The following is a 13,390-nucleotide window of genomic DNA, read 5'->3' as shown; positions in this document are numbered from 1 at the left end:
CAGCCCCACACCCACTCAGCCCGCCCCAACGGGGCTTGGTCATCTGTCATCCATTCCCTATTTTTGATCCATGAATGAGGTGATTTTGACATTGGTTGTGTAGTATTTTTGGTGCTAGTCTGTCTTAAGGGATCGTTCGATGCAACAGCTCCTCAACCAATTACTTGGAATTAAAAAACACATTATCCGGTTTATTCTACCGCTGCTAATCGCTATTGTAGGTTCCTCGCTGTTGGCTTTACCTGCATTCGCTACAGGCGTGTATCAAATGCCAAGTCTCGTAGCTGGCAATACCACTTGGGTATTGGATGAAGGTGACGTTATCAGCCGCTTGAATGAAGGTAAAATTAGCAGTGCCTTGGATGACTTGGCAAAAAAAACTGGCAACGAAGTCAGATTTGTTACTGTTCGCCGCCTCGACTATGGAGAAACACCAGAAAGTTTTACTAAAGCGTTGTTTAAAAAATGGTTTCCGACAAAAGAAGCGCAAGCCAATCAAACTTTGTTAGTCCTGGTTACAGTAACTAACGGTACTGACATAATTACCGGGGATAAAGTCAAGTCTGTGTTAACAGACTCGATTGCCGAGAGTGTGGCTTCTGAAACATTGGGTGCACCTTTACGGGATGGAAACAAATACAATCAAGCATTTCTAGATGCAAGCGATCGCTTAGTTGCTGTTCTCTCTGGAGAACCCGACCCCGGCCCACCCGAAATTGTTGACAAAGTGCAAGTAGAAGGCACATTCAAAAAAGCAGAAGAAACCGACCAAGGTAATGCCACTGCTTGGGTAGTAGGACTTTTAATTGCCGCCACCATTATCCCGATGGCGACTTACTACATTTACCAAATCAATCAACCATCATCTGGTGGATAAATTTAACTGTTGACTGTTGACTGTTGACTGTTATAGCAAAGTGCTGAGTGCTGAGTGCTGAGTGCTGAGTGAAAACCCAGTTGCTTGGTGGCTTTGAGCTATCAATACTGTCCTAATCTATATGACTACGGCTATATCAGTCATCAGTCATCACTCTTAACTTTAATCTTGAACATACTCTTGTCCTGTTACTAAAGCTACCTCAGCGCGGACAAATTCCCGACCTAAATAAGCTGCGTGGTCTAACTGAGTAACTACACAAGACCGATCTTCAAAGATTTTTACGCACAGTTCCTTTGCCGTCCTCCCACTAAAAATTGTTGTGTGAGTGCGTTCTACTTTTCCCTTTGCAGGAATCACCTTTCCTGTCTCTGGATCTACAGCCAAACCACGTTCGTCAATCACATTTGTGAAATGTTTGGCATAAATTAAACCAGCTGCTCGATCCAGGTAGATAATGAAATATCCACTCGGATCGAGGTCTATATGGCGCTGAGAAAGTTCGCGATCGATTTTTGCTAAATCTTTAACCATCAAATCCATAAGCATTATAAAAAGTAAATTTCTTTCTTCAGGATTTTTACACTCTATATCAAGTGTAATTCCTATATTCTTAGCTTTATTTATATATTGAAGATTTTTCTGATTACTTATAAGAAAAGGGGTAAGGATACTTTTTAAGTATTTATCCTTACCCATTAAAATCAATATTGGTGTAGTTATACCAACAGCTCGACCTACAAAGAATTCATAAATAACTGTACCTTTTCTAGCAGTGTCTCATATTCAATTTCTCCAGCTAATTCTTGGGCGTTTTGATAGCACGATCGCGCTAACTTTTTGCGTTTTGTTGTAGCGTAAAGGCTTCCCATATTCAGCAATGTTGAAATTTCTCCCAGCCGATCGCCCAGTTCTCGATGAATGGCAATAGCTTTTTTGTAGAACTTCAGTGCTTGTCTGTGCTGCGCGAGGTGACTGTAAGTGTAACCGATGTTGTTCAGGGTTGTTGCTTCACCAGAGCGATCGCTTAATGCCCGACGCGTCAACAGAACTTGATGATAGAGTAATAGCGCTTGTTGAGGTTGTCCTATATCGCTATAGATAGAGGCTATGTTGTTCAGGGTTGTTGCTTCACCAATCAAATTCCTGACAGCTCGTTGAATTGGTAGCGCATCTTCAAGAAATTGTAGAGCTTTCTCAAATTGGCCTAGGGTGCTGTATGCAAATCCAATGCCATTTAACGTTGTGGCTTCACCAGAAAAGTCTCCTAAAAATCGCCGCATTGCCAAAATTTGATGATGTAATAGCAATGCTCGTTTTGGTTCTCCCAGTTTGGTATAAATTAGTGCTACATCGTTGAGAGTAGAAACTTCGCCTTGAGTGTCCTTTAATTGCCTGAAGATTTTGGCGGCTTTGTCAAAATACTCTAACGCTTGCGAAAATTGTCCTAGTCGGCTGTAAGTAGAACCTAGATTGCTAAGTGTTGTAGCCTGCGCTATTGCGTTATCAAGTTCAATAGCAACTATCAGCGCCTGATGAAAACATTCTAGTGCTGTTTGAAGTTCCCAGCAACCGAGGTAAGCTAAACCAATGTCGTTTAATGTATGACCTTCTCTAGCTCGATCTGGAATAGCTCTAGCTAACTGTAGGTTCTTTGTTGCTAGCTCTAAAGATTCTTGAAATTTTCCACGCTGGTAGTAGCGATTGGCTTCATAACGACGTTGTTCCCACACTTTGACTTGATTTGAAGGTTGCGTCATTTGACCTCGGTTGCACTAGAGATAAATAGCTATCTTCTTGGGAATGAACCCTTTTATGGTTTCCCAAATTTGAATTAAACATTATTTTCTACCTTTAGATAGAAGATGTAAATAGTTAAACCTACCGTTGGATATAAGACCCAGATAAAATATTATGGTAAAAATTTTACTCAAAATTTGAGATATCTCACCTCAAAACAATATGAGATGTCAAGCAGTCTGCTAACCCAAAATTGCTGAGTGAGGGGAAGCTGGGGGAGAAAAGAATTGGATTTTTTAGCATTAACCTAGCAAAGTAGTCTAACAGGGCAACTTTGCTAGTGGTCTATCGCATTAATTTTGCTAGCTTTAAAATTCTCCGCGTCCCCGCGTCCCCGTATCAGCCCTAACCATTTCCTGGCAGCAGCTACGACTAATGACTAATTTGCCACATTCTAATGGTTTTATCAGAACTGCCACTAGCGAGAAACTTCCCGTTTGGGCTAAGGGCAACAGAATTTACTGTTTGTGAATGTCCGGTGAGGGTTTGCAGCAGTTCACCTGTAGAAAGCTGCCAAATTTTGATGGTTTTATCGGCACTGCCACTAATGAGGGTTTGTCCGTTGGGACTAACAGCTAAAGATTTCACTTCGTTGACGTGCCCAGTCAGAGTATAAAGAAGTTTACCTGTAATTAGATGCCAAATTTTGATGGTTGTGTCAGCACTGCCGCTAAAGAGGAGTTGTCCATCAGGACTTATGGCAATTGATTTTATCTCTCCATCGTGACCGTTGAGCGTGCGTAATGGATCGCCACTGCGTGGGTTCCACAATCGAATTTTGGTATCAGAACTACCACTAGCAAGAATGGTTGCATCGGGGTTGATAGCTACAGCATGAACGGCCGATGAATGCCACAGAGTACAAATGCGATCGCCTTTATAAAGATGCCAAATTTTAATTTTATTACTGCCACTAGCGAGAATCTGTCCGTCTGGGCTGATTGCTACAACGTTGACTGGTTTTTGATGTCCTAGGAGTGTGTGGAGTAGTTTACCTGTTTTCAAATGCCAGACTTGAACATTACTTTTGGGGTGTTCGCAACTACCAACGACGAGGAAATTGCCATCGGGACTAACGGCAACGGATGAAACTTCTCCTACATTCCCTGTCAAAGTACGAATGAGTTTACCAGTGTTAATATTCCATACATTGATAGTTTTATCTGCACATCCACTGACTAAAATCTCACTATCAGGACTAATGGCAACAGATACAACTGCATCTAAATGTCCAGTTATGGTGTAGCTGACATCTGGAGATTCTAGGGTACGTTTGTATTTGAGAATGGCGATCGCATCTAAAAGTTTTTCTACATTCAGAATATTTTGGCGATCGCCTACTATCAGAAAATATTCTTTTAATTTTTGAATATATTCTTCATCTTCTATTTTGATGGCTGATTGCATCGCCTCTAAAGGGTTAGCAAATTCTTGTGCAGAGATTTGACGCAGTTCCAACCATGTGGATAGAGAGTATTCTATTTGTTCGTTTGCCCAAGCGCGATCGGCTAAATTAGATAAACTTTGAGCTAACTGCAAAGCTAACTCTGGAATCCAGTAACGTCGCTCGTTTTCTAAAGCTTGGTAGACTTGTTTGTAACCTGTAACAATTGCTTGCACTGATTGTAAATCAAGTGCATTTTTGAGCATACTTGGTAGCAACTTTGGCAGCAAGGGAGGCACATCATAATGCACTAAATGATATGTATCCGCTACCCAGGCTGCAACTAGACAGTGACAGGCAATTAATACTTGGCAAAGTTTTTCAAAATCTTGACGATCTACTTGGTATTGTAAAGACAGTTTACTAACATCAATACCTTGATGCTGCCATTTTTCTAATTTTTCTAAAATTGCCAAATTATAGACATTATCTCTACCTAATAAATTAATTTCTTCTAAGTTTTCTCCTAGTGCTAAGAGTTCATCTCTAATTTTCTTCCATTCTAAAGCGCGAGTTTTCGCAGATTCTTGAATTATTTCTTTATAAGGTAAACGAGCAATAGTTTGGTAGTAATATTTGTCCTGTCCCAATCCCCAATAAGCAATACGGAAATTGAAATAATCTCCATCATTTTCTGATTCTAAAATTAAAACAGGCTCTGTCTTCAATGCGCCAAACAAAGCTTTTATACTAGATTCGCTATGAAAACGCTTACTATCCCAAGCTCCTGCTAATAATTCTGTTGGTCTGCTTGGAGATTGCAGCGAATAATACTTGTTAATAAATTCTCGTATACCTTCAGCCAATATTAACTCTATTTCCGAAGCTCCTTCAGTCCTGCAAGCGAATTGGTCAAAATGCACTTGCGGAGGAGCAAGAAAAATTTTTAGCGGGGTGCGGTCAGAACTAGCGCTATCTAAAATTTGTGAAGGATATAATCTTAAAGGCCAGCTATCAAGAATTTTGTGAACTTCTGGTAACTTGAGTGCCGTATCTCTTTTTTGGTTGACTATTTGTAATTGTGTTTCCCGGTGGTAGATTGCTAATTGCTTTTGTAAGAGTTTTTCTTGTTCAAATCCTCCGGACAGATAATTATTGATATTAGTTGAGATATTTACAGATTGGGCAAATTCTTTGATTGCTTTGGGAAATTGGTAATTAGTTGTAGCTAAACTTTCTTCCGTTCTCTTTTGGATGAGAGATACAATTACAGGAGTGAACTCTAACACCAGTTGAAGAAGTAATCTTAACCCTTGCTCCATAAGGAGATTCCTGTTAAATAACACTAATACTACGCCACAAAGATAAATAGGAATTTATCGCTAGCCACTACTTAGACTATTCCCTTGTAACTTGTTTACCTTTGCAGTTCATTAATAAAATTACTAAACATTGCTCATGGTACTACTTTAAGGGTACATCTTTGGGGAGAAAAAAATAGTCAATATAGGAAGTATGCTAAACAAAAGTATAAAAGTTAGCATCTAACAATGTTCTTAATTAACTCTATTGCTTACCTTACACTTAATTGCACAATATTATATAGCAATCCTAAGTCATTCATGAGAAATCTGGAAATAATTAGCCAATATAGAATTCGTTACTACACAAGTAAAATTTACCTACGGAGACTTCATTAAATAACCCACGCAGGCGGTGAGTCCACTATTGCAAAGAGAAGTTGCTACAAAAAGCTAGTTGCTGGGGGTTGTTCCAATTGCAAGCGAGACACCTTCGCACAGTGTATAAAGTGGCATAAAGCAACTTGCAATCTTTGCAATGTTAGTATTTATAAAACCTCATACAAAGAAGTTTTGCCTGTATAGCTGCAATTACTAATTACCTCGTACAAAATCTCTTTTTTTGCTTTAAGTACATTAACTTATTGACAAAATCTGTAATTTCTTAGAAATTTTGGCATTAATTGGTTTCGCTCTAACCGCTCATCTGAATTAATTTTAAATAGTGAATATTCTCCTAAGCTAAAATAAATACATTCCAGCTTTATCAAAGCTTATTACATATATTTATACAAGATTTAACTATTTTTAATATTTATTTAATAATATCTATCTAATAGTTGTAGTTTTGGTGGTAAAACTCTATCTAATAGTTGTGGTTGAGATAGTAAAGCTCTATCTAATAGTTGTGGTTTAGGTAGTAAAACTCTATCTAATAGTTGTGGTTGAGATAGTGAAATTCTATCTAATAGTCCTATTTTAGGTAGTAAAACTACCCTAAATTTAAGTAAATCCTGATGCTAACAACTGAATTATTACCATTGCGAAAGTTCTGATAGAACTGGAGAATCACTCACCATGTCCTTACCAACAGAGCCTAATTTTGTTGATTATGCAACTGCTGAAAGTCTGAAATCGAACAGCCCTGAGTTAGAACTTGACGATGTCGATAGTAAAGACAGTTCATTAGTAACTGCTATTTTTTCGGAAAGAGACTATTTAGAATTTGATGATGCCAATATTAAAGATATTTCATCATTAACTACTATTTTTTCGGAAAGAGACTATGAAGATGTTTACTATTTCAAAGACATTTCGATTGAAGGAAAAATCAAGCGAATAAAATTCGGTGATGCTGTCAGCAAACATGTCGTTAATCATCCAATATTTTTAGAAAATTTAAAACGAGGAACTAAAAATTGGACAAAAATTAACTATGCGACAAGTCTAGAGATTGCCGCTTATATGAGTGCCGAATCTATTAACAAAGGTGAATCGATTGATGTAATTGCAAGTGTTCTAACTCCAGGAGACATCAAAATCGAAGTTTATAGGTTGGGGTATTACGGAGGTGTAGGTGCAAGATTGGTCAGCACAGTTGATAATATTGCAGCAATCAATCAACCAACATCTAACGAGAAAGTTGACGATAAAACCAAGCTAGTTCGTTATGACTGGGTGAAAACTTATAGCCTTGCAACCGATGATACTTGGGTTACTGGTTGTTATATGGTTAAACTCACCGATAAAATAACAACTAAACAATGTTTAGCATTCTTTATTCTGCGAGACGATTATCTCAAATCTGATATTCTTTATAAGTTTGGGTTTGCAACTCACCTTGCTTACAACAGCTTTGCATACGATAAAGCCAACAGAAAATCAACATATTCAATCGAAGAAAGGGCACTACAAATTACCCACGATCGCCCGTGGGAAGGTAACTGTTATAATCCCAAAATGGTGAATAGCAATCCCCTACGCTGGGAAGCTAATACTATTCGTTGGTTAGAAAAGAATTGCTATCGAGTTTCTTACTGTTCTGGTCAAGATATCGATAAAAAAGGCTCAGATTTTGTCAAAAAATATCGCGTTTTTATGAATAGCGGTCATGATGAATACTGGAGCTTCAAAGAATATAAGGCAATAAAAGAAGCAGTAGAAGGTGGCGTACATATCCTTTCATTGTCAGCGAACACTTGTTACTGGAATATCAAATGGCATGATGACTATAGAACCGCCGATCTTTATAAACTGAACGATCCAATGGCCGGCGGTGTTATCTCTAACTATGTAGAAGACACAGTTAATTTTCCCCCTACTTACCGTTTTCGCGACCCAGATTTACTTGGCCAAACATTCGATGGATGCAAAATAACAGGTGAGTGTGGTTTATTTGGTGTTGGTTATATCGGGGATATTGGAAATGCTTTTGGAGGCTACGATCTCACGGTCAAAAAAGACCATGATGTTTTCAGGGGAACTGGCTTAACGGCAGGTTCTAAATTGACTCAATTACTTGGTTATGAATGGGATCATGTCGATCCAGATCCTCGCGCACAGCCTCTAACCAAACCAGGTACGCCCAAATTTTTGGACTGTATTATTTTTGAATCAAATATCCCTAATCCTATTCCTGCGACTTCTAATGTTTCTCAATCATTTGTCGGTACTCTACCGATGAACGCAGTGCAAACATCGCATGGTGTATATTTTACGGCTCCTAGTGGTGCTAGAGTTTTCGCTGTTGGTTCAATTCAATCAGTTTGGGGGTTGGATTCATGGAATGTATTGCCTGCTAGGGAATCGAAGCCTTATCAGCGATTAATTTACAACGTACTTGAGGATATGGGAGTATGGGGAGGATATGACCCTATATCTGTTCGTGTTACACAAAGTGATGTGTTGAAATCAGGCTGGAATCATTTAGTCTATTTGAGTAGTTCGGTTAATACTTCCAGCAAGGCATTTGGCTATCGTCTGTTAAATTATCTAATCAGACATATTCGACCTCAAAAAGTCAGAATTTAGGAGTTAGAGTCCAGAATCTAGACCACTTCTAACTCCTAATTTATGCTTTCATAACTAGGTAGGCGTGTAACAGAAAATTCAATATTAAATTATTACTCCCTTGACTATAAAACAAGTAAAGGGAGTAACATAATTCTTTGTGAGTAAATTTAGCCGATCGCTTGTTGCAATGTCGCAGTGAAGTTGGGATAGGAAATGGCTGCTGCTTCTGCGCGGTGAATTGTCGTAATTCCCGTGGCAACTAAAGCAGCGATCGCTAGACTCATGGCAATGCGATGATCTGTATGGCTATCAACATCAGTACCCGCTAAAGGAGTCCCGCCAGTAATTTCCATACCGTCGGGTAATTCAGTCACTTTCGCTCCCATTTTATGCAGTTGTTGTGCCATTACGGCGATGCGATCGCTTTCTTTAACTCGCAACTCTTCTGCATCCCGAATAATTGTTGTACCTTCGGCAAACACCGCCGCCACTGCCAAAATGGGAATTTCATCAATCAATCTCGGTATGATCTCCCCCGCAATCGTGCAGCTTTTTAAGCGACTAGAACGTACTCGCAGATCGGCCACTGGTTCGCCAGCAACTTCTCGCTGATTTTCCAGTTGGATATCTGCTCCCATTAAATCCAAAGCTTCTAAAATGCCTGTACGGGTAGGATTCACGCCGACATTCTCAATTACCAACTCCGAACCTGGGACAATTGCCCCAGCCACTAACCAAAAGGCAGCGGAACTGATATCGCCTGGTACAATTACCTTTTGCCCGAACAGTTGAGCGGGGCCATTAATAGTAACGCTTTTGGCTTCTGGGTCTGTGGTCAGGTCTGCACCAAACGCCCTCAGCATCCGTTCGCTGTGGTCGCGGGAAATAGCAGGCTCTATAACAGTGGTTTGTCCCTCAGTCAATAGACCTGCAAGTAATATACAGGATTTAACTTGGGCTGAGGCAATGGGGGAATTGTAGTGAGTGGGTTTAAGAACTTGTCCTTGAATTGCAAGTGGTGCTAAAGAATTGCCTTTACGTCCCCAAATTTGCGCCCCCATTTGTTGCAAAGGTTTCACGACACGGGACATCGGACGCGATCGCAAAGAACTATCGCCTGTGACTGTAAAAAAGCGCCCCGAATGAGATGCCAAAATTCCTAACATCAGCCGCAGCGTTGTACCAGAGTTACCAGCATTCAACACATCAACTGGTTCTTGCAAATTCCCCAAACCAATGCCTTTAATCCGCACTAATTCTGTATTTAATTCAGAAATTTCCGCGCCCAAAGCTTGAAAACAGCTAGCAGTGCTGCGGGGGTCTTCTCCTAACAGCAGACCTTGGATCTCAGTTTCCCCTTGAGCCAAAGCACCCAACATCAGAGCGCGATGAGAGATAGATTTATCTCCCGGTACTCGGATGCTGCCTTGTAAAGATAGCCCAACAGCGGGTTGTTGGATAATTAACTTGTGAGAAAGGTCTTCTTGAGTTTCTACGGTTATAACAGAAGCCGACATTAGGATACACTGACTTTTAAATATACTGATTTTTGATATATCGGGAGTTCATTAGTGAGTTATGCAGCCACCGATGACTTCCTCTCTAGTATGGTATCGCTTTTCATTCTATGAAATTTCATCAAATCTATTAAAAGTGATTCTGATGTTCGGTTATTCTTTCATAAGACACTATTTTAGGTGTCTTATGCTTCTCCAAAGACTTCTGCTGTCTTGATGCTCTCATCTGAATTATTCACAAAAATTTAAGTATTCACTAGCTTTACTTATAGCTTTACTCTCCGTAGAAAAAGTATCGTTTTTACTGTTTATTTATTAATATTTTACTTTTCATTTGTATCTATCTAGCTTACTAAATAAGCATATTCAGTTAATATTAAGCATGTTTTACTATTTAATTGCTTACCATGACCTGCTAGAGATACTTGTGTTGAGTTAACTTGTTCATTAGCTTTTAGCCCTTATCGCTCCCATGCTGACCCATCACCGCAAGCCCGTGTGCTTATCACTTATTTCTACCGATCTGCCATTCTGGTCTGTTGTTGAAACGGCCGGGACGCTGTATCAAAAAGACGTTGACCGATTTCATTTACTGTTGACTGCACCTCCTCTAATTACCTGCGAAGTGGGTAGTTCCTTCAATTGCGAGGATGAGAAGACTCTGACTCCAAAAATCAGCAAAGCTTATGCGCCTAACAGTCCCAGAATCTTATGGCTGGAAATTTCCCCTTACCGGGTAATCATGACTATGCAAGGTAACGGTCAAGTCAGTTACCGTCACTTCTGGGAACAAGGCGTTTATGGCGTTAGCCGCTACTGGTTGCCAACTGAGTCATTGCAACCTAGCGATCCGATTCGCTTACGCAATTTTACAACTAACTTGTCGCTAAACGGACATTCATTACCAGAGCATCTACGGCTGGAATACGAATTATGGGGAGAAAAAGTCCAACTCGGATGTTACATCCTCAATTTAGAAATTAAACATTAATAGATAGCAATTTAAATTCTCCCCTACCCATCATCTATGTTGAGTGGGGGAGAATTTTAATTTTGTTATCAAAATAGAATTCAGGAGTCAGAAGCCAGAATTCAGTATGAATTGGAGTGCGAAGCTGCGGATGAATAAATGGTGAAACACTACACCAAATTGAAAGTATAGATATAATATCAACCAAAATAACTGGGTGCGTTCTCAGGTTTCCATTTAATATTGCAACCAACACTTGGCTTTTGTTCGTCCGTCACGGGTTTATTCGCTAACACTGCGTCAATAGCGGCACGTAAATCTGCACCTGTTACGGGTTTACCATTACTGGGGCGACTATCATCCAATTGTCCGCGATAGACAAGTTTTCGTTCTGCATCAAAGACAAAAAAATCAGGCGTGCAAGCTGCTGTATAAGCTTTCGCTGTTTCCTGAGTTTCGTCGTAGCATAAGGTAAAAGTAAATCCTTGTTCTGTGGCAAATGCCTTTAATGACTCTGGCGCATCATCGGGATAATTTTTAGCATCATTAGCACTGATGGCAACGATCGCTAAATCGCTTGTGAAATAATCTTTACCTAACTGCGCTAATTCTTGTTGCACGTGCTTTACAAACGGACAATGCCGACAAATGAACATTACCAACAGTGCTTTTTTGTCTGCAAAAGTAGCAAGTGTAGTTGTTCTCCCAGATACTACTTCTGGTAGATTAAAATCTGGGGCTTTTGTGCCTAACGGCAACATAGTTGAAGTTGTTAAAGCCATGATTCACCCTATATCTAGACTCGGAAAACGGCTTTTATTATTACTATGTTTTCAACATATCACTAAAAATTTGATAAATTAACGTAAGTTTGATGTTTTAGGCATGAGTGCCTATACTTCTAAGCAGTTGATAGTTTAGGTATTTTTCACTGAATTATACTTGAAGCGCCAGTATCTGATTTTTGCGATCGCTTTGTGTACCTCTGTGTGATTATATCAATAATTTTTCAACCGCAGAGGCACAGAGAGCGCAGAGAAGAAAGTAAAAAGCTAGTCTTCTATACAAACTCTTTTTCTCTCCGTACCAGCATTTTGATAAGTTAGTACATAGTCTGAAACAATAGCAGTTAACGCAAACAGAAGAGGGGATTTACGTTGAGTCACCATCCAGATGCCATTGCACCGCACGGTGGACAGTTAATTAATTGCATCGCCACACCCGAACAAAGGGAAGAATTTCTCTCAAAAGCCGAGTTTTTGCCGCGAGTGCAACTTGACGAACGAGCGGTTTCGGATTTAGAAATGATTGCGATCGGCGGTTTTAGTCCACTCACGGGTTTTATGAACCAAGCAGACTACGAGCGCGTGGTTACAGAAATGCGACTGGCCAACGGTTTTGTGTGGTCAATTCCGATTACACTTTCGGTAGCAGAAGAAGTTGCTGCTTCCCTAAAAGAAGGTAGCTTAATCCGTCTAGATAACCCCAAAGGTCGGTATATCGGAGTTTTGCAACTCACGCAAAAGTATAGTTACGATAAGACCAAAGAAGCAATCAATGTCTATCGCACCGATGATGCTAATCATCCAGGCGTGCAAGTCGTTTATAACCAATGTTCTGTACATCTTGCTGGTGATATCTGGCTACTGCAACGCGATCCCCATCCCCAGTTTCCTGCCTACCAAATAGATCCAGCCGCCTCCCGCCAGATATTCCGCGAAAATGGCTGGAAAACCATTGTTGGTTTCCAAACCCGTAATCCCATCCATCGCGCCCATGAATATATCCAAAAGTGTGCCTTGGAAACAGTTGATGCTTTATTTTTGCACCCGTTGGTAGGGGCAACCAAAGATGATGACATTCCCGCCGATGTGCGGATGCGCTGCTATGAAATTTTGCTGGAACACTATTATCCCCACGATCGCGTGATTTTAGCAATTAATCCGTCGGCAATGCGTTACGCTGGGCCTCGTGAGGCAATTTTCCATGCTTTAATCCGCAAAAATTACGGTTGTACTCACTTTATTGTCGGGCGGGATCATGCAGGTGTTGGTAACTACTACGGCACTTACGATGCACAGTACATCTTTGATGAGTTTGAGCCTGCTGAATTGGGGATCGTGCCCATGAAATTTGAACACGCTTTCTACTGCACGCGCACCAAACAAATGGCGACAACCAAAACTAGTCCCAGCAAACCAGAAGAACGCATTCACCTGTCGGGAACAAAAGTTAGAGAAATGCTGCGTCGTGGTGAATTGCCACCACCAGAATTTTCCCGTCCGGAAGTGGCAGCAGAACTGGCGCGGGCAATGCAAATACCAGTCTTGGTTTAGGATAGTCTATGAGGAGGAGTCAGTATTCAGAATAACCCCAAAAATTCAGGGGTTTCAATTTAGTTAAGTTTTAAGGCTTGTCTTCTTCTCAATAGATAAATCCCCTTTCTTTGCCACCAATCACATAGAATTCATCCTGAATTCTTCTTAGTCAATAGGCAATAAGTATAAATTTGAACTTTACACACAGATT

At 40.2% G+C, this 13,390-nt stretch carries 9 protein-coding genes; 4 read left to right on the top strand and 5 right to left on the bottom strand.

Annotation, left to right across the window (positions count from 1 at the left end):
• The first annotated feature begins 139 nt into the window (after window positions 1-139).
• On the top strand, window positions 140-877 hold the full coding sequence (gene psb32, locus I8752_RS08790) for a photosystem II repair protein Psb32 (RefSeq protein ID WP_214431929.1): 738 nt from the start codon (window positions 140-142) through the stop codon (window positions 875-877).
• A gap of 162 nt (window positions 878-1,039) precedes the next feature.
• Here the strand turns inward: psb32 and I8752_RS08785 are convergent, their stop codons facing one another.
• The 3 genes from I8752_RS08785 to I8752_RS08775 form a co-directional block, all read right to left on the bottom strand.
• Window positions 1,040-1,420, bottom strand: a complete 381-nt coding sequence (locus I8752_RS08785) for a DUF4346 domain-containing protein (protein ID WP_214431928.1) — start codon at window positions 1,418-1,420, stop codon at window positions 1,040-1,042.
• Between the two features lie 194 nt (window positions 1,421-1,614).
• A complete protein-coding gene (locus I8752_RS08780; RefSeq protein WP_214431927.1) occupies window positions 1,615-2,637 on the bottom strand; it encodes a tetratricopeptide repeat protein in 1,023 nt (340 codons plus the stop codon).
• 412 nt (window positions 2,638-3,049) lie between these two features.
• Window positions 3,050-5,383, bottom strand: a complete 2,334-nt coding sequence (locus tag I8752_RS08775; protein WP_214431926.1) for a WD40 repeat domain-containing protein — start codon at window positions 5,381-5,383, stop codon at window positions 3,050-3,052.
• A gap of 1,056 nt (window positions 5,384-6,439) precedes the next feature.
• On the opposite strand from I8752_RS08775, the gene I8752_RS08770 reads away from it, so the two are divergent.
• Entirely contained in the window at window positions 6,440-8,392 is a 1,953-nt protein-coding gene (locus I8752_RS08770; protein ID WP_214431925.1) for a N,N-dimethylformamidase beta subunit family domain-containing protein, read from the top strand.
• A 149-nt stretch (window positions 8,393-8,541) separates the two neighbouring features.
• Here the strand turns inward: I8752_RS08770 and aroA are convergent, their stop codons facing one another.
• Window positions 8,542-9,891: a 3-phosphoshikimate 1-carboxyvinyltransferase gene (gene aroA / locus I8752_RS08765; RefSeq protein WP_214431924.1), complete on the bottom strand. Its 1,350-nt coding sequence runs from the start codon at window positions 9,889-9,891 to the stop codon at window positions 8,542-8,544.
• Window positions 9,892-10,363: 472 nt separating this feature from the next.
• Here aroA and I8752_RS08760 point away from each other — a divergent pair, with 472 nt between their 5' ends.
• The gene (locus I8752_RS08760) at window positions 10,364-10,882 is read left to right on the top strand and encodes a hypothetical protein (protein WP_214431923.1); all 519 of its coding nucleotides are present in this window, start codon (window positions 10,364-10,366) and stop codon (window positions 10,880-10,882) included.
• A 179-nt stretch (window positions 10,883-11,061) separates the two neighbouring features.
• On the opposite strand, the gene I8752_RS08755 is transcribed toward I8752_RS08760, so the two are convergent.
• Window positions 11,062-11,643, bottom strand: coding sequence for a thioredoxin family protein (locus I8752_RS08755; protein WP_214431922.1), 582 nt, complete (start codon window positions 11,641-11,643; stop codon window positions 11,062-11,064).
• 375 nt (window positions 11,644-12,018) lie between these two features.
• Here I8752_RS08755 and sat point away from each other — a divergent pair, with 375 nt between their 5' ends.
• Window positions 12,019-13,197 (top strand): sulfate adenylyltransferase, encoded by a 1,179-nt coding sequence (gene sat / locus I8752_RS08750; RefSeq protein ID WP_214431921.1) that lies wholly within the window; start codon window positions 12,019-12,021, stop codon window positions 13,195-13,197.
• Window positions 13,198-13,390 lie beyond the last annotated feature (193 nt).

Source organism: Dendronalium phyllosphericum CENA369, from assembly GCF_016056275.1.
GTDB classification, from domain to species: Bacteria; Cyanobacteriota; Cyanobacteriia; order Cyanobacteriales; family Nostocaceae; genus Dendronalium; species Dendronalium phyllosphericum.
Note: the sequence above shows the minus strand (reverse complement) of the source record. Positions and strands in the feature narration are given on the sequence as shown.